Source organism: Sulfitobacter indolifex (genome assembly GCF_022788655.1).
GTDB lineage: Bacteria > Pseudomonadota > Alphaproteobacteria > Rhodobacterales > Rhodobacteraceae > Sulfitobacter > Sulfitobacter indolifex.
Genome location: NZ_CP084956.1, coordinates 56978 through 78162 on the forward strand (window position 1 = coordinate 56978; position 21185 = coordinate 78162).

Annotated in this window: 25 protein-coding genes; 2 read left to right on the forward strand and 23 right to left on the reverse strand. The window is 60.1% G+C overall.

Features of this window, described 5'->3' with window-relative positions; all coding sequences use genetic code 11:
* The first annotated feature begins 20 nt into the window (after nt 1-20).
* A complete protein-coding gene (locus DSM14862_RS20855) occupies nt 21-296 on the forward strand; it encodes a WGR domain-containing protein (RefSeq protein ID WP_007120621.1) in 276 nt (91 codons plus the stop codon).
* Nucleotides 297-527: 231 nt separating this feature from the next.
* Here DSM14862_RS20855 and DSM14862_RS20860 read toward each other — a convergent pair whose 3' ends face one another.
* From DSM14862_RS20860 to DSM14862_RS20940, 18 genes are all read right to left on the reverse strand, one after another.
* Nucleotides 528-815: a DCL family protein gene (locus DSM14862_RS20860; RefSeq protein WP_007120620.1), complete on the reverse strand. Its 288-nt coding sequence runs from the start codon at nt 813-815 to the stop codon at nt 528-530.
* 18 nt (nt 816-833) lie between these two features.
* Nucleotides 834-2912 (reverse strand): DEAD/DEAH box helicase, encoded by a 2079-nt coding sequence (locus DSM14862_RS20865; RefSeq protein WP_208855125.1) that lies wholly within the window; start codon nt 2910-2912, stop codon nt 834-836.
* Complete coding sequence (locus DSM14862_RS21905; protein ID WP_007120618.1) at nt 2834-3454, reverse strand: hypothetical protein; 621 nt, start codon at nt 3452-3454, stop codon at nt 2834-2836. Before DSM14862_RS21905 ends, DSM14862_RS20865 begins: the two co-directional genes overlap by 79 nt.
* A complete protein-coding gene (locus tag DSM14862_RS20870) occupies nt 3451-4398 on the reverse strand; it encodes a HamA C-terminal domain-containing protein (protein ID WP_037210173.1) in 948 nt (315 codons plus the stop codon). The genes DSM14862_RS21905 and DSM14862_RS20870 overlap by 4 nt, the downstream gene beginning before the upstream one ends.
* 258 nt (nt 4399-4656) lie before the next feature.
* Nucleotides 4657-5652, reverse strand: a complete 996-nt coding sequence (gene virB11 / locus DSM14862_RS20875; RefSeq protein ID WP_007120616.1) for a P-type DNA transfer ATPase VirB11 — start codon at nt 5650-5652, stop codon at nt 4657-4659.
* Nucleotides 5653-5734: 82 nt separating this feature from the next.
* Nucleotides 5735-7177, reverse strand: coding sequence for a TrbI/VirB10 family protein (locus tag DSM14862_RS20880; protein WP_007120615.1), 1443 nt, complete (start codon nt 7175-7177; stop codon nt 5735-5737).
* Nucleotides 7178-7179: 2 nt separating this feature from the next.
* Nucleotides 7180-7902: a TrbG/VirB9 family P-type conjugative transfer protein gene (locus DSM14862_RS20885; protein WP_007120614.1), complete on the reverse strand. Its 723-nt coding sequence runs from the start codon at nt 7900-7902 to the stop codon at nt 7180-7182.
* 5 nt (nt 7903-7907) lie between these two features.
* Nucleotides 7908-8588 (reverse strand): virB8 family protein, encoded by a 681-nt coding sequence (locus DSM14862_RS20890; RefSeq protein WP_007120613.1) that lies wholly within the window; start codon nt 8586-8588, stop codon nt 7908-7910.
* 17 nt (nt 8589-8605) lie between these two features.
* On the reverse strand, nt 8606-9619 hold the full coding sequence (locus DSM14862_RS20895) for a type IV secretion system protein (RefSeq protein ID WP_007120612.1): 1014 nt from the start codon (nt 9617-9619) through the stop codon (nt 8606-8608).
* On the reverse strand, nt 9620-10045 hold the full coding sequence (locus DSM14862_RS20900; protein ID WP_007120611.1) for a hypothetical protein: 426 nt from the start codon (nt 10043-10045) through the stop codon (nt 9620-9622).
* Between the two features lie 8 nt (nt 10046-10053).
* Complete coding sequence (locus tag DSM14862_RS20905; protein ID WP_007120610.1) at nt 10054-10821, reverse strand: type IV secretion system protein; 768 nt, start codon at nt 10819-10821, stop codon at nt 10054-10056.
* Nucleotides 10818-11930 (reverse strand): lytic transglycosylase domain-containing protein, encoded by a 1113-nt coding sequence (locus DSM14862_RS20910; RefSeq protein ID WP_007120609.1) that lies wholly within the window; start codon nt 11928-11930, stop codon nt 10818-10820. The genes DSM14862_RS20905 and DSM14862_RS20910 overlap by 4 nt, the downstream gene beginning before the upstream one ends.
* Entirely contained in the window at nt 11927-12136 is a 210-nt protein-coding gene (locus DSM14862_RS20915; RefSeq protein ID WP_007120608.1) for a hypothetical protein, read from the reverse strand. The genes DSM14862_RS20910 and DSM14862_RS20915 overlap by 4 nt, the downstream gene beginning before the upstream one ends.
* Nucleotides 12133-14526, reverse strand: coding sequence for a VirB4 family type IV secretion/conjugal transfer ATPase (locus tag DSM14862_RS20920; RefSeq protein ID WP_007120607.1), 2394 nt, complete (start codon nt 14524-14526; stop codon nt 12133-12135). Before DSM14862_RS20920 ends, DSM14862_RS20915 begins: the two co-directional genes overlap by 4 nt.
* Complete coding sequence (locus DSM14862_RS20925; protein WP_038070148.1) at nt 14501-14779, reverse strand: type IV secretion system protein VirB3; 279 nt, start codon at nt 14777-14779, stop codon at nt 14501-14503. The genes DSM14862_RS20920 and DSM14862_RS20925 overlap by 26 nt, the downstream gene beginning before the upstream one ends.
* Nucleotides 14780-14794: 15 nt before the next feature.
* Entirely contained in the window at nt 14795-15076 is a 282-nt protein-coding gene (locus DSM14862_RS20930; protein WP_007120605.1) for a TrbC/VirB2 family protein, read from the reverse strand.
* A 16-nt stretch (nt 15077-15092) separates the two neighbouring features.
* Nucleotides 15093-15650 carry a lytic transglycosylase domain-containing protein gene (locus DSM14862_RS20935; protein ID WP_007120604.1) on the reverse strand — a complete coding sequence of 186 codons (558 nt, stop codon included), beginning with the start codon at nt 15648-15650 and terminating at the stop codon, nt 15093-15095.
* A gap of 79 nt (nt 15651-15729) precedes the next feature.
* A complete protein-coding gene (locus DSM14862_RS20940; RefSeq protein WP_007120603.1) occupies nt 15730-16044 on the reverse strand; it encodes a hypothetical protein in 315 nt (104 codons plus the stop codon).
* A gap of 132 nt (nt 16045-16176) precedes the next feature.
* Between DSM14862_RS20940 and DSM14862_RS20945 the strand changes: the two genes are divergently transcribed.
* Complete coding sequence (locus tag DSM14862_RS20945; RefSeq protein WP_007120602.1) at nt 16177-16755, forward strand: hypothetical protein; 579 nt, start codon at nt 16177-16179, stop codon at nt 16753-16755.
* On the opposite strand, the gene DSM14862_RS20950 is transcribed toward DSM14862_RS20945, so the two are convergent.
* The 5 genes from DSM14862_RS20950 to istA all read right to left on the reverse strand — a co-directional run bounded on the left by DSM14862_RS20950 (nt 16749) and on the right by istA (nt 21160).
* On the reverse strand, nt 16749-16949 hold the full coding sequence (locus tag DSM14862_RS20950; protein WP_007120601.1) for a hypothetical protein: 201 nt from the start codon (nt 16947-16949) through the stop codon (nt 16749-16751). The two genes, DSM14862_RS20945 and DSM14862_RS20950, sit on opposite strands and share 7 nt — an antisense overlap.
* A 76-nt stretch (nt 16950-17025) precedes the next feature.
* Nucleotides 17026-17235, reverse strand: a complete 210-nt coding sequence (locus DSM14862_RS20955; protein ID WP_007120600.1) for a helix-turn-helix domain-containing protein — start codon at nt 17233-17235, stop codon at nt 17026-17028.
* Nucleotides 17236-17558: 323 nt separating this feature from the next.
* The gene (gene pcaF, locus DSM14862_RS20960; RefSeq protein WP_007120599.1) at nt 17559-18758 is read right to left on the reverse strand and encodes a 3-oxoadipyl-CoA thiolase; all 1200 of its coding nucleotides are present in this window, start codon (nt 18756-18758) and stop codon (nt 17559-17561) included.
* A 91-nt stretch (nt 18759-18849) separates the two neighbouring features.
* Complete coding sequence (gene istB / locus DSM14862_RS20965; protein WP_007120567.1) at nt 18850-19641, reverse strand: IS21-like element helper ATPase IstB; 792 nt, start codon at nt 19639-19641, stop codon at nt 18850-18852.
* Nucleotides 19631-21160, reverse strand: coding sequence for an IS21 family transposase (gene istA, locus DSM14862_RS20970; RefSeq protein WP_040701700.1), 1530 nt, complete (start codon nt 21158-21160; stop codon nt 19631-19633). Before istA ends, istB begins: the two co-directional genes overlap by 11 nt.
* Between the last annotated feature and the right edge of the window lie 25 nt (nt 21161-21185).

A 21185-nucleotide genomic window follows, 5' to 3' on the forward strand; every position in this document is an offset into this window, starting at 1 on the left:
ATGAGAAGGGATTGCCCAATATGTTGGATACGATGCAGCAAATGGAAGTGTTCCCGACGACAGTCGATCTCAAGCGGGTCGACCTGTCTATCAACATGCGGCGCTTCTATAGAATGAGTGTTCAACCAGACCTGTTTGGCGGCGCATGCCTCGTGCGGGAATGGGGCCGTATCGGGTTTCGAGGGCAGATGATGATCGAATTTCATGATGACGAGGGCAAGGCTGTCACGGCGCTCATGAAGCTCCATGCTAGCAAAAAGCAGCGAGGGTATAGGGCAGCCGTGGCGCAGAACTAAGATTGAATTTTAGAGAAGAAGATTTCGCATAGCATGTATTTCGCGTTTGTTTTCGGCAACCGGATCCTCCACCTTTCGGCGGTCCAGAATCCGTAGGCAGCTTAAGACCAACCGGGCACCAGTCATGGCTGGATCAGAGCCCAGTGGCAGGTCACCGCACACCAGGAAGAGCATAAACTCGAATACGAGCCAATTAATGAGCGATAGCCGATGGCAGCTCTGTGTTGATGATCAGTAACACGCTCGAAAGGAGAATTTTTCTGTCGTTCCATCGACGCGGTTGACCCAGAAGCAGCGCGTTCCGTAATCCGCCGTTCTTACACTGAAGCTTTCAATTCCCGGGCCGATCTTTTCGGCGGCTTCGGGATGCATATGCATGAGATGCGTTAGTATTTCGGCGTCTTCATTGGTTACCTTGTCACCCAGTTCATATTTGTACAGCATATCCCTAAAAAAGTCGTTTGCGTCTCCTTTCCTCGCGAATGAGAGCGATCCGATCTCTACTGGCTTTGCGGGCATAATCGCTTCCTCTCTACTCTATTCGCTGAATTCGTGGCCCGCTTCCGGATCATCAAGGCCCGATACCTGCAGCGTTTCCCTGACGATAAGGTTAGGCAGGTCCATCCCGGCGAAATTCGGGCCATGCTGATTAATCCAGGCCAGGCAACCTTCCTTGTCCAGATCGTCGCGCGCAATCTTCTCATACAAGGCCACCGCAGACATGCGGGAAAGCCCTAGTTCCATTAATGAGAGAAGCGTGATGCTGGAGACGCCAAACTCAAGCGCTATCCCGATGTCAAAGTCTTCATCAATCAGGTCCTCGCGCTCGGCTTCAGTCAAGAACAGGCGGAGGACATCCATATAGGCGGAAATATACTTCGGTGCCTTGAATCTTGCTGTCTCTTCCACCATGCTCATCGTTTCGCGAATGAGCACTGGAAGCTTGAACGATCTGTTGTTTCGTTGCTGATACTCTATACGCTTCCTGATAATTGCAGCCAAAGACAATCCTTTCAGCCACTCGACAACCACGAGCGCGTGCAGGGGAATGAGACTGTCTGGCAGGAAGACAGGATACAAATTTGCGTTAATCCGTCGCATGACGGTGACGTACCTGTCGTACGCATCGACGCTTTCCGAAGGCGCGAGCAGCAGATTTTCGATATTGCCTTCGTACTTTCGAAAAGCTTCCAGCAAACGCTGCAGGCCCACCGCGCTGACGCCTGGATGTCTTACTAGAACATCCTGCGTAATATTGATCAGCGCCGAAATACCTTCGAGGCTTCTATCGAGTTTCCGGAGCGCATCTGGAGAATGCCGTTTCGCAAATGCGGCATCGGAAAGCGTACCAAGACGAATATATGTATTGAGGAGGTAAGCCCCGACCTGTTCGAATTCTTCGCCTTGCGCAAGATCGGCCAAAGAGTCGATGTTTCTGTTCTCAAGATACGCAGCCAGTTCATCGGTGGAAGATATAACGACGTCAGTTTCTCTCTTGATCGGGTAGCGTGAGCGCTTCGGCACGCCGACGGGCCATGCTTTTTCATCCTTTGGATCGATACAGATAATATTGCCTTGGAATTCGTTTCCCCAGCGACCGGCCCGTCCCGCGAGGTTCCAGAAGTCGTGCGGCTCCATCGGGTTCCCACGGCCCTTCCGGGGACCGCGCACAACGATGGTCCTGCAAGAGAGATTTACTCCTTCAATCAGCGTCGAGGTGCAGGCAAGAAATCTTATCTTGCCGTCGCGGAACAGCCTCTCAACCTCGGTGCGGATGAGAGAGGGCATGTTTCCATAGTGAAAAGCGACACCACGTTCGACCAGCGGCGCGAGCTGATAATTACGGTGGACCCCTTTGCGGGCCAGATCAGCCAGGTCCAGCAATTCCTGATCATCTGTCTTCTCCGAGCCTTCCAACTGGCTGATAAGGAGCGCGACGTCCTCCGCTTCAGCCGCGCCGTTGCAGTAAACCAGTGTGCCGCCGCGACCGCCTGCCGCCGCTGCGATAAACGCCAGCCTTTTTTTCAGGCCCGCAGGCTTGTTTGACAGTTTAAGCGTGCCCAGTGGTATGGGTGAATCGCCCCAGACAAGGTCCAGCGACCACTCCTTGGGCTTCCGAGGCACTTGCTCGGCTAGGATCACGTTCTGCAGAACGGTTGGCATATCGGTATTGACCGACGTTTTCGGCATATCGTTCGGCGCATCCTCAAGCAGTTCTCCGGGATTTTGTGTCGAAGGACTTACAAACACGACCTTCATCATCGGGTTCTGCCGAGACACCCGCTCGATTGCATCCTGCAGTATTACACCACGCTGATTGTCTCCGATCTTGTGCGCTTCATCAACAATGAGAAGGTCTACACTGAAGTCCTCCCCGAGAAGATTGACAAGCAGGTGCAAACGCTCCTGCGTGAATACGAAGACGGCTTTCTTGTCTCCCGTCGTAGATGAGAAATAAACTTCCGTCAGCGGTAGCGACGTGATCTCGATGCCGGTGTCCGACTGACATAGCTCCTTCAGACTGAGTTCAATCTCACTCACCAAAGCCCGGGTTGGGGCAAGGTAAACGGCGATCTTTGTCTTGCTCGTGCGAACGTGATCGAGCAGCCACTGCAAAACGAGGTAAGTTTTTCGGACGCGGTTGGCGCGGACGCTGAAAGCCAGCCGGCGCCGGAAGAGGCGCCCGCCCATAGTTCTTTCTGAAAATCGTTGACGCCTATCCATTTTCCGCTCGATTCAAGGAGTATCGAGTCCTCGAAACGTCTTCTGTTGGCTTCAAGGCGCATCGACACGCCCAGTCTGCCCTCAAGATCGGGAGCGATCCGGTTTCGCAGTATTGCCAGCTCGACGGACCTGCGATTGGACAGCTTTTCGAGGAGGACAGCCCCCGCATCCCGCACTTCCGGCGAAGTTTCGAGTGTGACGGCAGCGGTTGCGATCCGCAGCGCCGCCTCCTGATGCGTTCGTTCGGTTGATCTGGCCAAAAGGCTTCCGGCCAAAAGAAGCTGCTGCCAGTCAAAGCTCTTCTTTGGGTCAGCGGATTCATGGATTGCGTCCAGATTTGTTATCTCAGTCGCCACTGTGATCTGAGTCAACCTGATAATATCATCACGAAGCGCCTCACCCGACAGCCAATCAAAGAGTTCGGTATCTTTCATTTCTTAATACCCAGCGCCTTAAGGAACGATGCGCGAAACCCATCCGCCGAAGGCACTGGCACACAGAAAAACTGAATGTCGAATTTGTCGAGTTTCTCCACCGATAGTCTGTTCTTTACATTCTTCACCCATTTTTCCATTTCGTCATTCGCCGCCTTCAGGATGTCCTCCCCGATGCCTTTTGCATCATCTTTCGGATAGAAATCCGCATCGAAGGCGATAAGCGCGATCCCGCAATATTCGACCCTGTTCGATAGCGGTGAGGTTCGGTCGAAATATTTCCGGAATGCGGCCGTAAGTTCCGGATCACTGAGATCGGCTTTGTCGCTGAGGAGCACGAGATCCCGCTCGCGATCAGCGCCTTCGTGGTCCGTCTCCACGAGGAAAGGGGCAAGTGATGAAAGGCAATCTCTTATGGCCGCTGTAGGGTCGCCATACACCTTTGACTCGCCCCAGAAAAGTTTGAGAAGGCCGTTTTCGTTTACGGAAGCATAGACGCCGTCCGCACCATGATAGTGCATGTGAGAGTCGGTCTTAAGGTCCATCTTACAGAGCACCTGAGGAACCTTGAGAAAGCGCTCTGCGAGTAGGAAGAGCAGCATCTCGCCGCCTTCGCCAGTATTGGCAAGGTCCGTAAAAGTGCCGATTGCCTCGTGGTGCAGGGCTGCAACCGCGCTTCCGGACTTGAATCTGGCGTCCCGCGCCCGCGCATCATCCAACCGCGATTTCGGGACGGCATAATCGATAATTGAGTTGCGCATAAATTCCGCAAGACGCTCCGGCTTGACGCGTCCGTTCCCATCCACAGTCAGGCAATGACAGTGGAGACGGGCCACGCAATCTTTCAAGAGCACGTCCCGTTTAACAAGCTGGAGATGAACACCCAACTCTTCTGGATCGCCCGAAACTATATTAACCAAATCTTCTGGAAGTACTTGAGTCAGTGGTCGCCTCCTTTCGTTTTAGGGTGGTTGTGCCGACCCCGCTGCTGCTCGCATAGAGAGTATCATACGTAATTCAAATAGTTAGGTTTTTCTTCGCGCTGCGGTCAAAGAAATTGTGCGATACTCCTTCAACGCCCCAAGGTCCGGAGTGTCACCGCTGCCCGTTGATAATACGTCAGCTGTCTCCTTTTGGCGTGAACGCTACACTTCGCCTTGCGGAAGTTCAGTTCAGCGTTGCAAACGGCTGCATCGCGCCGTCTATGTCGGTAGTTTTCTCGACCCCGGCAGATAGAACTCCGTAATCCCCCGCTTCCCCTCGGCCCGCCCGAGCTGGACGATCACATCGATGGATTTCCGGATGTATTCCCGAACCTCGGCAAAGGTCAGTGGTGTGCCGGCCTGCAGCACCATGATCGCCAGTCGATCGATTGCGAGTTCTGCGGTTTCCGCGTGGATGGTGGAAACCGACCCGCCATGGCCGGTGTTGATGGCCTCGAGGTAGGTCAGGGCCTCGGCACCGCGCAGCTCGCCGACGATGATCCGGTCAGGTCGCATACGGAGGGAGGCTTGAAGGAGAGCGTTGGCGCTGCGTTGCGAACCGGCACCGCGGTCGGCAAGGAGGGCGACGGTGTTGGGCTGGCCGGGGAAGAGCTCAAAAGCGTCTTCGATGGTGATCAGCCGCTCGTGCTCGCTCACATGGGTCAGGAGGTGGCGGGCGAACGTGGTCTTCCCGGTCGAGGTGCCGCCGCTGATCAGGACGTTGAGCCGCGCCTCGACCAGAGTCTGCAGCGCGGCCTCAAGGTTCTCCTCCGCTAGACTGGCGATGTTTTTCATCTTCTCCGCGCGGAGGGCGTCGAGCGAGACGGCCTTGCCGAAGAGATAAGCCGGGGCGTAGTCCCTAATGCTGCCAGAGGCGAAGAGGCGAATGGTGATCGAGGCACCGCGATCGATGGCGGGCGGCACGGCGACCTGGACCCGAAGCGGGCGGCCCGCATATTCCACCTTGCCGGAGACGAGGGGGTTCTTTTCAGAGACGCGGGCCTTGGCATCGCCGACGATGGTCTGGGCCATGTTGAGGGCTGTGGTCCGATCCACGGTCTGACCTTCGTGGCGCATGCTGGCATCCCCCGCGACCTCGAGCCAGACCTTGCCGTCGGGGTTGATCGCGATCTCGACCACGTCGTCACGCCGCAGGAGATCGCGGAACGGGTCGAGATAACGCTCGAGGTATGAGGCTGGCGAGGCCTGATCCATCAATTCGGTGATTCCGGTAATATTGAACCTGGTTTCGCTGCCTCTCGCCTGCGGCTCGAACGCGAAACCTGATGCTTCTTTTTCATTGTGAACCGGAACCCCCGTAGATCACCACATCCCGGTCCACGAGCACGGTGACCGAGGCGCCCTGATCGACATAGATCGTCGGCGCGATCGAGACCTGATCGGCGATGACCGACCCGACAGCGTCCTGCAGGTCGCTGCTGACATCGCCCAGGACAATGCTTGTCGTCTCGTTGTTGGCACTCTCCGCCGCCACGGCAGGCGCCGCCCCGATCACGGAAATCAGCGCCGCCCCGCCGAAGCGCTCGGCAAACTTGGTGTCGACGAGACCAGTGAGGCCCGAGCGGCCAAGCTGGTCGCCGCCCACAGCGGCGATTTCCATCGAGGTGCCGTCCGGGGTCAGGACGCGGGTCCAAAGGATCAGGATGCGCTTCTGGTGCATTTCGATCCCGGAGCGGTATTGGCCAAAAAGGCGGGAGCCCCGGGGGATCAGGATCCGGTCTCCGGAAAACGCCAGCACCGGCTCGGAGACCACCGCGACAACGGAGCCGGGCAGATCGCTGTTAATAGCGGTTTGCAGCGCCGCCTGGATGACGGATCCTTGGGTCAGCGTGCGTTCGGGATGGATGAGGCGGGCGGCCTCCTGCACCTCGAGCGGTCGCGCACTCTGCAAGAACTGCTCGTTGCCCGAGAGGGCCGGTCCACTTGCGCCAGCGGCGGCAGGATCGGCCACCGCCGCGCCACTCGCACCACCACGTGGACCGTCCGCATAGACCACGGCGGGGGATTTGATCTGGGCAGTCAGAAGCTCCTCGGCGATGCGTTCGGCCTCGCGCAGACGCTGCTCCTCTTCCTGACGCCGGCGTTGTTCGAGAAGGCGCTGATCGGCGATCACCCCTTCGCGATCGAGCTCGGCCTCAAGCCCCTCGCGCTGCGCCCGTTCGGCATCGAGCATGGCCTGCAGCCCCTCGATGCGAGTCTCGGTCTGGCGTTGGAGGTTTGCCAGCTCGGTTTCCTTTGCGGCGAGCGTTGCTTCGAGCGCGGCCTTTTGCTCGTCGAAGGCCTCGCGCAGGTCCGCGACAGCGGATTGGATTTCCGAGTTGCGGGCAGCCTGGCTGGCGGCGAGGGCTTCGCGGAGCTTGGCGATTTCGGCCAGCACCTCGGCGCTCGGTTCCGGGGCAGGGGCGGCGGGCACGTCGAGCGCTTCCTCGACGGCGATCAGTGCGTCATTGACCCGTTGCTCGGTCTCGTCGGGCGGAAACTTCAGCCGCCCGCCGGAGCCGGGGCGGCGGTCCTGAAAGGTCTCGACATCGGAGGTCTCAAGCGCACTGTCACCTTCCTGCAGACCGGTGGCCAGAAAATACGCGACCCCGGCCCCGCCAAGGGCGAGGGCGGCCGCGAGCGCGCCGACCCCGAGGCTGTTTCCGCGGGGCTTGGACTTGCCGCGCTGGCTGAACTGGTCGAGACGGTCCTGAAGGTCGGGAGGGGTTTGTTCGGCCATGGTCAGTTGCTCACGTAGATGGCGCTCTCGTCGCGCCAGGCGCAGATCGCCTCATCGCCGATACGCAGCGACCAGTAGGTGTTCACCCCAAGCACCCGGACCGTGTTGCCTTGCTGGGTCCAGTTGACCGTGCGCTCACGGCCCTGGTCATCGGCCTTGAAGAGGGCGGGCTGGCGACCGTTTTCCGGGATGACGAAGTAGGTATAGCGCCCGTCGTCATAGATATGGCTGGGGCGGAAATCACCTTCGCCCGAGACGCGGTAGTTGTAGTTGCGGGGCGCCTCAAAGCCTTTGGGCTGGGTAGCCGCCGTCGCTCGACGTTCCTCATCGGGGTAGCGGAAGCGGACTTCGAAGAACATGCCGGTGCGGTTCGGGATCGAGCCTTCGCGCAGGTGGAAGGAATAGGTGCGTCGGTTGGTGATCACCGTCATGTTGGTGGAGGCATTGGCCACATGCGGTTTGATGGTCAGCACATTGCCAAGCTCTGGGATCGGATCGACCTGGAAGCTTTCGGTGTCGCCGACGATCACGGCCTCGAAGCGCTCGCCCGCCCCGAAATGGATCGTGGTCGAATGCCTCAGATCGGTTTCGATCCGATAGACCTGGTTTTCACTATAGACGGCGGTGCGGATGCGGATGTCGAGCGGGCCGCCTTGCGGCGTGGCCTCGGCGTTTGCGGCAACAGGAAGGGCAAGCGCCAGGAAAAGCGCGGGCAGAGATTTCATCTTGGTCAGTTCTCCAGAGTCTCGGCGTCGACGCGGTAGGAGGTCACCACGAAGCCCAAGGGGTTGGCCCAGACGTCCTGAAGGCGCTGGCGGGTTTCAGGTTGGAAGTCATAACCAACGGTAGCGACATAGGACCGGGTGACGGTGCGGGTGTCGCGGGGACGGCGCAGCGTGCGGGTGAAGCGGACCTGGGCCACGCCGCGCTCGATCTGGTTCACGGACTTGATCACCACCTCGATCTTGGCGTCGCGGCCATAGACGGTGATCGGGTAGTCTTCGTTGGTCGAGGACCAGAGATCGCGCAGCGTGCGGGCGGCATCGCCATCGGAACGGTTGAGCACCGAGTTGATACGCTGCTCGCCATCGGTCAGGTCATAGGTTTCCCGATCATCGACATAGGCCACGAGATTGGCCTGGATGATGGCGTCGCTCTCGGAAAGCGTCAGCGCCTGTACGGCGGCGACCCGGTCCATCTCTCCGGTTTCCTTGTCGACCACGACGACGAAGGTCTCGGTCGATTTGAGTGGAAAGAGGCTCGCGCCCGCGACCATGCCGGCAACACCAACCAGCACGCCTGCCGCCGCAACGAACCAGGCGAAACGCTCACGCCGTCTTGGCCCGTAGATGAAATCCGCCTCGAAAGCGTCGCGGTCAGGCGCGGAGGAACTGGTCACAAGCTTCTTCAAAGTCGTCGTCTTTCACATCAGGGTTTGCGGAAGGCCTTGGCGGCGGAGAGAAGCGCGCCGGGGCTTTGCCGGATCAGCTCGCCGGTCTTCACCACACCCGCATTGGCCATCTGGTTCAGCTCATGCGGGGACTTGCCGGTGACGAGGCGCGAGGTTGCGCCCGCGCCATACTCCCGTGTGTTCACGAACCCCTGGCGCGCAAGGCCCGTGAGACCGACGGCATTGGACGCGATGCCGACGACACCGGTGAGATTGGAGGCGATGTAGGGCACCGAGGCCATGATCCCGGCGCTGAGGATCAGAATGACGAGGAAGGGCAGGATCAGGCTGACGGTTTCGACATCGCCCGGATCGGCGGAGGCGTCCCCGATCGCTTCGGCGATGGCGACGATGATGCCCGCGGCGCCTGCTGCGGCGACCGGCATGAGCGCGTAGCCAATGGTGGCGCGGGTCCAGGCCTCGAAGAGGGACTGGGTCGGTTTGAACAGCGAGGTCACGATCATGAAGGGGGCGATGACGATCATCAGCGCGAAGACGATGCGGGCGAAGGCGATGATCCCTGCGGTGACGGCGGCGAAGACGGCGGAGAGGACGAAGAAGATGGCACCCAGAACCGCGCCGAAGACCCAGCCCGCGCGGTCGCCGATCGTATCGCCATAGGCGGTGATGCGGGCGACCATATTGTCGAGGCTCTCATAGACCCCTGCCTCGTCGCCCGAGCCGGTAAGCGCCAGGATCGAGGCGCCCACGGAGTCGGGCACGCGCGTGACGATGTCATAGATGACGCTGAAATTATCCCAACTCTGCGCGAAGATCCCGACCAGGGCCACTTTCATCCCGAAGGCAAACCCGGTTCCGAAGGGCAGGGGGCGGAGCTGCATGACCGCGTTGATCCCGAGGAGCACGACAAGGAGCGTCGCGCCCGCCGAGATGACATTACCGACCGAGGCCGCCGAGGAGATAAAGCCGTCCTGCGCCACGGTGTTCACCGCGGCGTCGACTTGGCCAAGGATGTCGCGAATGACCCCCATTTACTCCGCACAGGCCTCCACAACTTGCGCCTCGAGCGCGTCCGCCTTGGCGTAGAGCTCGAGCACGTTGAAGGGCAGGCGCGGGTTGTCCGAGGTCTGGAACCGGGGCAGGGCGGCAAGCGCCTGATCCCAGGCGAACTGATCCAGCAGGCAGGTGCAGGTTTCCGAAGCGAGCGCCTCTTCGGCAATCAGGATGCGCAAGATCGCGCGGTAGCCATTGCGCAGATAGGCGGTTTCGGCCAGATCGGTAGGGGGTTTCGGAACACGACATTCATCCGTTTGATCCCGCGCGATGGCCATCGAGTTGAAGGGCGTGTCGCCGGAAGGGTTCGTGCTCGGGGTCTGGGCCGACGCAGCATTGTGCAGGATGCTCAAGACAAGGGCGGCGAGACCGAGCGCCCGGCCTGGAGCCAAGCTGCGGGTCATGGTTTGCCTCATGGATCCACCGCCATCGAGCGGAACTTGCGCTCATCCGCGAGGGTCGCGGCATCGACAACGCCAAGCTGGCCGGCACTCACGCCTTGCGCCGCTTCCAGCCGCCAAATCTGGGTCAGGATGATGCCAAGCTCGGCGGTGACGCGGGTGTTGAGATCGACGGCAGCCTTCAGCCCGTCCTGATCGTCGATGAGCCCGACCATGGTCTCGAGCCGCTCAAGGCTTTGGCCCGCTTCTTCGTGGCTTTCCTGTGCCGCGACGGAGAGCATGGCGCTGGCCCCGGCGGAAGCGGCGATGCGGTTATCGGCGGGCTCATCCGAGCCAGAAAGCGTGCTCAGGCGTTCCGAAGTAAACCCGCTGCCCGAAAGCACCCGTTCGACCGAGGCCGAGAGTTCTGCACCCGGATTGAAGCCGCTGAGAAAATCGCCGCTTGCCAGCGATTGTGCGGTATTGAGGGGCGCCACCAGCTTGCCGCGCAGCGCTCGGAATTCTTCGACCGTGGCGAAGAGTTCTCCGAGCCCGCTGCCTTCAATGAGCGAGGTCAGTTGCGCCTCGAGGTTCGTGAGCTGCGAGAGCTGGGTTTCCAGTTCCAGCCGCATTGTGGCGAGCTGCTGCATCTGGACATTCAGGTCCTCGGCCATGTGTTCGAGCTGCGCCACGAGTTGACCAAGCTGCGAGCCATCAAAGGTTGGGACGCCCTGGGCCGTTGCGGGCGAGGTAAACCCGAGTGTGGCGACCGCGGCCACGGTCAGGAGAAGCTGTCTCATTCGGGAACTCCCATCTGCATGAAGTCGCGCTCCGCCAACCGGTCTGCGACGAGGTGCTGCGCATAGACCGCCTCGCGCTGCTGGTTGGCGGCCATCAGCCGGACGCGAAGGTTGAGGATGCGGCCAATCTCGGCCTTGGCGTAGGTGTTGAGTTCCCAGGCCGCCTTGGCATTGGGTTGCGCATCGATCTGCAGGATGATCGCGCGGAGGCGGTTGATCACTTGCTCGGTCGTTGCCGAACTGTCGGCGGCGTAATAGACGCCCGCCTCGGAGATGCTGGCATATTCGGCGAGCGCAAAATCCGAGGGCGAGAGCGTGCCAAGCGCGTCGGCACCGCCCACCACAGCGAGGTATTCGTTGTAGAATTTCGAGATGTTGCGCACATAGCCTTGGGTCTCGGCAAAGGGCGGCACGCCCCCGTATTCGATGACCCGACCCGGCCCCGCGTTATAGGCCGCGAGCGCATGGGGTATGTTGCCGAAGCGGTTGAGCTGGGTGGTGATATAGCGCGCGCCGCCGCGGAGGTTGTCTTTCACGTCATAGCGGTCGACGCCGAGATCGGAGGCGGTGCCAGGCATGAGCTGGGTCAGGCCATAAGCCCCGACCGGGCTTTCAGCGGCGACGTTGAAGCGACTCTCCTGTTTAATCAGAGCCTGGAAGAGGCAGCGCCACTGGGTGGCCGAGAGACCGGCGCGGGCCACACCGGGCGCGCCTGCGAACTCGCCGGCGACCTCGACGATCATCATCTCGACCGTCTCGCGGCCCTCGCCGAAGAGGCGGCTGTTCATCGGGCTTGGATCGGTATTGGGATAGACCGCCGCCACCCCGAAATCCGCATTGCCCTCGAGCGCACGGATGTCGAAGCCAGGCCCGGTAATGGCAGCGGTCATTTCCTCGAGGACGCGCAGCTGGTCGGCCTGCACATCCGCCAGCGTGGACTCGGTCCGATCCTTGTCCTGCTGGACGCTTAGATCCTCGGCCAATGCCCTCACCCGGGCGATGGCGCGACCGATCGCGGAATTGTCCTGTGTCGGCACGCCCTGGGCATGCGCAGGCAGGGCGCTGAGGCCGAGGCAGAGCCCGGCGGATATGATCGCGGCGCGGCTCATTCCGAACGGGGCAGGGGCTCGAAGGTGCAGTCAGGCTTGGCCGTCTCCTGCACCGGTGCGCCCATGGTCGAGAAGGACAGGGCGGACCGCGTCACTTGCGGCTCGCCATTGCGTCCGAAACAGGGCGAGGTTTTCTCGGTGTATTTCTCGCAAGCGGAAAGAAGGCTCGCGGCGGCGCAAAGCGCGAGGAGGGGTTTCGAACTCATATCACATGTCTCCAGAAATCGGGATTGGCGCGCCAATCGGCAGGCACGCGGGCCTCGCCAGTGGCGCCGCCGCCAAGGATGGGAAGGAGGTCGCCAAGTGCGGAGAGATCGGCATCGACGAAGACGCTGTCGCCCGCCGAGCGGATAAGCGCGATGCGCTGGCCGATGGTCGGCTGCACGAGAAGGGCAGCCTCCTTGGCGTTGACGCGGAGAAAATCGTAATCGGAGACGGTGGCGCGATCGTTCGGGAAGAGGATCTGCGTCGGCACCGTCTCGACGATGGTTTTGCCGACGCGGCTGTCGCGCAACTGGCTCGGATACTGCGTCATCATGATGACGACGCAGTTCATCTTGCGAAGCGTCACCAGCCAGTTTTCCAGCCGCGCCCCGAAATACGGATCGTCCAAGAGCTTCCACGCTTCGTCGAGCACGATGATGGTGGGACGGCGGTCTTCGACCACGCGTTCGATCTGGCGGAAGATGTAGGAGAGTACCGCCATGCGCTCGGTCGTCATGTCGAGGATCTCGGTCATATCAAACCCGACGATGTCGCCCGTGAGCTTGAGGCCCGCGCCGCGCTCGGGCTCGTCGAACACCCAGCCATAGCGCCCGCCGGGGGCCCATTCGGCAACGCGGGATTGCAGCTCGCCATCATCATCGAGTGACTGGAACAGGGTCTCGAAACTGGCGAAACGCTGCAGCGCCGCCCCCGCATCGGCGTTCTGGCCGACCGCGCTTTGGATATGGCGGGATTGCTCGCCCGAGAGCGTGCCATTCCGTGTGAGAAGTGTCGCAAGCCAGTCCGAGAGCCAGGCGCGGCCGCGCTCGTCGGTTTCGGTGGCGAGCGGGTTCAGACCTGTCGGCACGCCAGCCCGGATTTCGTTATAGCGCCCGCCGAGGGCGCGCACGGCCATCTCCAGGCCGCGATCCTTGTCGAAGAAGAAAAGCCGTGCGCCGACCCGCTGCGCCTGCGCTGCGAGAAAGGCAGTGGTGAGCGTCTTGCCGGTCCCGGTGCGCCCCAGAACCAGCGTATGGCCAACGGTCGGTTCCTTGCCTGGGGCTCCCGCCTCGTGGAAATTGAAGCGATAACCAGAGGTGCCGACCGTGGGCAGGACCGAAATGGTCTGACCCCAGGGCGACTGATCAGGACCGCGTCCTTCGACGCTACCATGCAGAGCTGCGAAGTCGGCGAAATTGATGGAGGAAATCGGCGTCTTGCGAGCGCGGTAGCCGAAATTGCCGGGGGATTGTGCGAAGTAGGTGGCTTTCAGCGCCATGTTCTCGCGCACGATGACGGACATGATCTCCTGACCCACGCGTTTGATCTGGGCGGCGGCCCGTTCGAGCGTGTCGCGGTCCGGCGCGTAGACCGCGATGGAGAGGTGATGGTCCCCGAAGGCGATGCGTCCTGCCTCCTGGTCGTCGGCAGCCTGGCCCAATTGTTCGCGCAGGGAGACGGCCGCATCGTCGGAGGCCTGCATCTGGCGGATGATGCGCTGGATGCGTTCGGCCATGATGTTGTTCGGGATCGGGCTGAAGGAGTTCGTGAGCACGATGTCGAGCGGCAGGTCGAGCGCGTCGAGCAGCGTCACATCGGTCAATGCCGGGTAGGTCTTCATCGAAAAGAGCGCGCCGTATTTGACCCGCCCAGTCACGGCGTCGGTCAGGGTGACGACGTCGCCGTCGAAGGTCGCGCGGCAATTGCTCAAAATATGTGAAAGAGGCAGAGCGCTTTGTCCGAAGGCTATGGGGGAGAAGCTGCCCGCGTTCAGCGTGTTTAGATAGCCCAGCCATTCACCACCCGTGCGGGTCAGGCGCACAGGGTTGGCCGAAGACAGAGCCACCTCGAAAAAGCCCATGACCTCGTTCAGCTCCTGCAGGCGCGTCGCGCGGTCCTTGACCCAGGCTTTGCGGGCCAGCGTCCGAAGGAATGGAATGCGCGCGGAGATATCGGGGCGCCGGATCACGCTGAGATAGAGTTGGCGCTTGGCCGGGCGCAGGTCTTTCACATGGGCCTGCCAGCGGGCATCTATCGCGGCGGCGAAGCTGTCGCCCTCGATGGGGCGCATCCCCAGATCCTGTGGCACGGAGATGCGGTGGATGTAAAAGCCGAAGGCATTGCCGGTCTGGGCGACGATGGCGGCAACCGCGCGCTTGAGCGCATCGAGCCGTGCGTCTTCGCTGGTCATCGGGTTCAGACCATCAAGGCGCAGGGTCGCCATCAGATCGCCCTCGCGCAGCACCATCACATCGTCATCGGCAAGCGCGAAATACGGCAGGTGATCAGCGAGATAGCTCTCCCGCGCGAACTCCCCGCCGCCAGCCTGAAGCAGAGCGGTTCCGTGAGTGGAAAGTGTGCCCGCATCAAGCGCCAAAGCTGTCGCCTCCATGCAGGGCGCGGTTCTTCGTCGGGCGCACCGAGCCGTAGGAAACGCGCAGGACCTCGAAGAAATGCGGCTCGCGGTCGGCGACGAACCAGAGGATCGGATAGGCGACGAGGCCGATCAGGAAGAAGACCATGGACTTGGTCCAGATGAACGGCAGAACGACCCCGGTCGCCAGCACCACGAGGTATCCGACAGGGAGGCCCAGATACTTGGGCGGTCGGGCGAGGCCCAGAAAAAGGGGGGATCGTTCTGCCAACTCTATTCTCCAACCTCAGGAGAAGCCGTCGACGATGGTGCCGGCCGAGAAGATCAGCACGATCCCGATGATGACCGAGGCGAACCAGCCCCAGTTCAGCCGCCCCATCATGCACATGAAACCAGTGCCGATGACGGCGAGTGTGGCAACCGCGATCCCAATCGGACCGGTCAGCGCGGCCTCGACGGTTTCCAGCATGGTCTGGATCGGCGACAAGTCCTGCGCGAAGGCAGGGCTTGCGAGAGCCGCCAAGGTTGTGGTGGCAGGCAAGAGGCGGCTGAGGCGATGTCGAAGCATGCGAAGTTCCCTTGTTTTACTGAAGATCGATGAGGACCGGCGCGCGGGCTGGAACCCGGTCTGCGACGCGGATGTCCGGCGCGGAAACAGGTGTACCCGCAAGTCGGGACCGGATCCGGTGGATGCGCGCGATGTAGTCGCGGGTCTCGATGAAAGGCGGGATGCCGGAATACTCGACCACCCGGTGCGGTCCGGCATTGTAGGCCGCGAGCGCCAAGTCGATGTCCTTGAACGTTCCGAGTTGTGCGAGCAGATACCGCGCCGCGCCGTCGAGGTTCTGGGAGGGATCGCGCGGATCGACGCCGAGCGCACGGGCAGTATCCGGCATCAGCTGGCCAAGACCATAGGCATCCTTCGGGCTGACGGCGGTCGGGTTGTAGCTGCTTTCAGCCTCGACCAGGGCGCGGAACAGAATTTGCCAGTCGTCCGCATCAAGGCTGACCTGCCGCAGGGCACGGTTCCCCTGGTGGCGGACGGCAGTCGTGCGGATCAGGGAGAGGGTGTCGTCGCGACTGGAAGGCGGCGTGGCGTCCAACGAGGCCAGAACGACCTCGGCTTCAGCGCTATGTTCCAAACCAGCCCAGGCAGGGCGCTCACCGTGAAAGGTCCAGCCCGAAGTCCGGGCTGTGCCGTCGCGGCCGAAGGCGATAACGTCAGCCGCGCTCCTCGAGGGTGATGCTGTAGTCAGGACCAAAGCGCAGATCGCGCCCGTCACCGAACTCGAGATGATGTTTGAAGAGCCCTGGCCATATGTTGAAATACCGCGGCTCAGGCCCGTGCGGGGTGATCCGGGTCGAGACCAGAATGGCTTCCGGCTCACCCTCGCGCAGGTAGATGCACTGGTAGCGCGGCTTGCCATCGTCCGTGAACCCCACGAGTTCATACCGGCAGCGGAACGCGATGCCCTGTTCGGACAGGTCTTTGACACCATCGATGGTGATCAGGATCTGGTTGCGCGCTATCGGCATGTTCGGACTCTCCCCACGAGAGCCCTTCTACTGCACGACACTAAGGCCATAAAGTCATATGGAGTCAATACGACATATTGCAGAAAATTACATATTGCGCGATAGTCTGCGCAACTTTTGCGGGAGAGCGACATGAAGCGACAGGCGATGGCAGCGGCGATGGGGGTGATGGCGGTGTTCGGAGCCCCGGGGAAGGCGCAGGCCTATGACATCGACTGCGCCATCATGCTCTGCATGGCTGGCGGCTTCCCCCCGAGCGCAGTCTGTGCACGGGCCTATCGCACTATGATCCGCCGCATCACGCCCTGGCCGAGCCTGCCGCCCTTCGGGGTCTGCACCTTCGCACATGTGCCGGTCGAGCTGGGCGGGCCCGGCGGGGAGGGCGAGCTCGACACCACTCTGCCCGAATACGAATGGCTGAACCGCACCCATGTGATCTGGTTCACCGGTCAAGCCTATAGAGAAAGGGGAGGTGAACAGTATTGGGACTGGTCTCTCCGTTCCTGCGACCGAGAGAACCGCACCTGCCGGTACATCCAGCGGGTCTACCGATCCCACACGCCCTGGCCCGAGGCATTCGTATCGGAAGGCGGTCAGGAGATCGCCTATCCGACCGGCGGAGGTTCCTCGTACTTCTATTTGCGCAGTATCATGGTTGAATACGGCGACTACGAGGGCAACATGGGCCACTCGGAGTGGTTCTCCTACTGATCCGAACGGTCTGATGCCTTCAGGGAAACTGGGCGAAGCTCGACCAGACAAGCATCAAAGCGTTCTGGATCGACATGCCAGCGGCGGCTCACCGAGCCATCATTCCAACGGTAATCGGTGAACAGGTGAATCTCCTGCGCACCGTCGTTCAGAAACCCGTTCTGGAAGGGCCAGCCTGTCTTCTTCTTACCCATCGAACTCTCTGCACTCCATTTGACTACCTCTTGAGACGTTCCGCTCCAGGACGCATCAGGGGCTGGCAAAAACTGGCTAGCGTTTTGTGAAGAGCTCTGCTGGATCTACGTTCAGTGCTTTGGCGATACGTTCGAGAAGGTCGAGGGAGGCCGCGAACTTGGCGTTCTCGAGCTTGCCCATATGGCCGCGACTCACATCGGCCCGATGAGCAAGCTCCTCCTGGCTGAGGCTGCGGGCGCGTCTCAATTCCTGGATGTTTAGTGCTACACGGTCCCGCAAGTTCATGCCGTTGAAACGGACACGATGCGCGAAATATCGCCACGCGATATATGTTACATTCGGAAGTGCAGAGAAGAAATCTTGGGATGGCGCGAGATCGCCGGAATGGAATGCCTGCCGAAACGCAGGTCACGTGATGATCCGTCTCGCAAACATTATGGGCCGTTCAATTGTTCTTTCAGGAAAGGGCGGCACCGGAGAGAGGTTCCGGTACCGCCAGGGTATCGCCCACAGGGAGGTGGTAGAGGGCGAATTCTACACGGAAAATTTGGGGTCGACCAATAATCGCGTAATCATGATTATGGTAATTTTTAGGCTGTCACGGCACCTCAGACAGCTTCGAGTGCGATTGCAATTCCCTGTCCCACGCCAATACACATGGTCGACAACGACTTTTCTCCAGGTTTGAGGTCCAGCATCGCTGAGCCGGTGATGCGGGCACCCGACATGCCAAGCGGATGGCCGAGAGCAATAGCGCCGCCGTTTGGGTTCACGCGGGCATCATCATCCGCGATCCCCAGGTGCCGTAGTGTGGCCAGACCCTGCGAAGCAAAGGCTTCGTTAAGTTCGATCACCGAGAAGTCTTCTTGTTTCAGTCCAAGTCGCGCCATCAGCTTTTTCGACGCCGGTGCCGGCCCGAAACCCATGATGCGCGGTGCAACGCCGGCGGTTGCGCCGCCCAAGACCCTTGCGACCGGCGTGAGGCCAAATTTTTTTGCGACGTCGCTGGTGGCAAGGATCAATGCTGCGGCACCATCGTTCACGCCTGAAGAATTCCCTGCGGTTACCGTGCCATCCGCTTTTACGAAAGTTTTCAGTTGGGCGAGCGCTTCCAAAGTCGTACTCGCGCGAGGGTGTTCATCCTGTACGACGATCTTTGGCTCCCCCTTTCGCTGAGGAATCTCTACCGGGACAATTTCACGGGCCAAACGACCGTTCGCCATAGCAACGCTCGCCTTTTGCTGGGAATGTAGGGCGAAAGCATCTTGGTCGGCGCGGTTGATGCCGAAGACTTCAGCCACGTTTTCGGCCGTTTCAGGCATACTGTCGACGCCGTATTGGCTCTTCATCAGTCTATTGACGAAGCGCCAGCCGATGGTGGTGTCTTCCACACTATTCTCGCGCGAGAATACTGTTGTAGCTTTTGGCATCACAAACGGAGCACGCGACATGCTTTCCACACCACCTGCGACAATGAGATCGGCCTCTCCTGATTTGATAGCGCGGGCGGCCGTGATTATCGCATCCATGCCCGACCCGCACAACCGATTCATTGTTGTCCCCGGTACACAATCCGGAAATCCAGCTAGTAGAAGCGACATGCGAGCAACATTACGGTTGTCCTCTCCCGCTTGGTTGGCGCAGCCAAAAATCACTTCGTCAATGGTCGCTAGATCTAGCCCCGGGTTTCGGCTGGCCAAGGCCCTGAGTGGGATTGCGCCAAGATCGTCGGCTCGCACAGAAGAAAGCGCGCCGCCATAGCGACCGATTGGTGTGCGGATGTAATCGCAGATATAGACGTTTGTCATTCTTTGAGTGCCTTTGTCATGTTGGTTTTCATTGAGAACTGACCCGGTATTTTCACCGAGATTTGACCCACCCTTTATTGTTTATCAGCGGTCATGATTTGGTCAATGGCTGCGTCTCCTTTCGTGTTTTCTTTGCAGCTTCTGAGCTGGCCTTAAAGCGGTAGCTGTCGTTGCCGGTTTCGAGGATGTGACACCGGTGGGTGAGGCGATCGAGCAATGCTGTTGTCATCTTGGCATCGCCAAAGACCTGCGCCCATTCGGAGAAGCTGAGATTGGTTGTGATGATGACGCTGGTGCGCTCATAGAGTTTGCTCAGCAGGTGGAACAACAGCGCGCCACCTGATGCGCTGAACGGCAGGTATCCAAGCTCGTCCAGGATCACGAGATCGATCTTGGTCATCATTTCGGCCAGCTTCCCGGCCTTGCCGAGCGCCTTTTCTTGCTCGAGCGCATTGACCAATTCCACGGTTGAGTAGAAGCGCACCTTGCGCTTGTGATGCTCAATGGCCTGTACGCCGATGGCCGTTGCGACATGGCTTTTGCCGGTTCCTGGTCCACCGATCAGCACGACATTCTCAGCGTTGTCCAGGAACGCCCCGCGATGCAGCTGTCGTACAGTGGCCTCGTTGATATCGCTGGACAGGAAGTCGAAGCCAGCGAGGTCTTTGTAGGAGGGGAACCGCGCGACCTTTGTCTGGTAGGCGATAGAACGGACTTCCCGTTCAGCGATCTCAGCTTTGAGCAATTGAGATAGCATGGGTATTGCAGCTTCGAACGCAGGCGCGCCTTGGGCGACCAGGTCTTCCACTGCATTTGCCATGCCATAGAGCTTGAGGCTGCGCAGCATGATCACAATCGAAGCTCCTGCAGGGTCATGACGCATGGCGCTTCTCCCCATCCTGCCTCAGATCATCGTAGCGATCCACGTTTGCTTCTGGTGCCGTCTCAAGCGACAGCGCATCGGGTGGATCGATCTCGGGCAGATTACCCTGCTTTCCATCAACTAACCGGTGCAGCAGATTCAGGATGTGCGTCTTGGTGGGTACGCCTGCTTCTAGGGCCAGTTCCACAGCAGCCAGAACTGCATCCTCGTCGTGGTGCAGAACCAATGACAGGATATCGACCATCTCGCGATCTCCGCCTTCTTTGCGAAGCATGTGGCTTTGCAGTTGGCGGAAGGCATCTGGCATCTCAGCAAAGGGCGCGCCGTTGCGCAACGCTCCAGGTTTGCGTTGGATTACAGCGAGGTAATGACGCCAGTCATAGATAACGCGACCGGGCTTACGGTGTGATCGATCTATGATGCGCTCGTGGGAACAGACCGTTTGACCTTCTGCCACTATGACCAGCCGCTCTGGGTAAACATGCAAGCTAACACGCTGATTGGCAAAACTGGCCGGTACGCTGTAACGATTGCGCTCGAAGGTGATCAGGCATGTTGGCGATACGCGCTTGCTGTGCTCGACAAATCCATCAAATGCTGGCGGCAATGCCATCAACAGGGACTTCTCCGCTTCCCAAGCATCGGTAATAGTGCCGGGTAGATCCCGGTGCGGGGTCTCAGCCCACAGGGCGATACAACGATCCTCCAGCCAATGGTTCAACTCATCCATATCCTTGAACACCGGCATAACTTGCCACATGCGATTGCGCGCATCTTGAACATTCTTCTCAACCTGGCCTTTCTCCCAACCGGCGGCCGGATTGCAAAACTCCGGCTCAAAGACGTAATGGCTGGCCATCGCGTTGAAACGGGCGTTGATATCGCGTTGCTTGCCTTTGCCGACCCGATCTACCGCCGTCTTCATATTGTCATAGATTCCGCGTCCCGGTACGCCGCCGAAGACGCGAAATGCGTGCCAGTGAGCGTCAAACAACATCTCGTGCGTTTGCAGGGGATAGGCACGCACCAAGAATGCGCGGCTGTGCGACAGCTTGATATGGGCCACTTGCAGCTTGACCCGCTCGCCACCAACATTGGCCCAGTCTTCGCTCCAATCAAACTGGAAGGCTTCGCCAGGCTGGAACACCAAGGGCACATAAGTGCCGCGCCCCGCCGTCTGTTCCACACGATGTCGATCCGCGCGCCAACTCCGCGCAAAAGCGGCGACCCGCGCATAAGAGCCATCGTAACCCAGCTTCACCAGATCAGCGTGCATCTGCTTCAAAGTCCGTCGTTCCTTGCGAGACTTACGCGTCTGAGCCAAAAGCCAGGCCGACAAACGATCCGCATAAGGATCAAGCTTGCTCGGACGCGCAGGCGTTTTGAACTTCGGCTCACTGGCACCCTCGCGCAGGTACTTCCTGATGGTATTACGAGACAGCCCAGTGCGCCGTGAAATCTCGCGAATTGGCATTTTGTCACGTAATGCCCAACGTCGTATGACACTCAAAAATCCCATGTCGATCACTCCATATCTCCCTGAT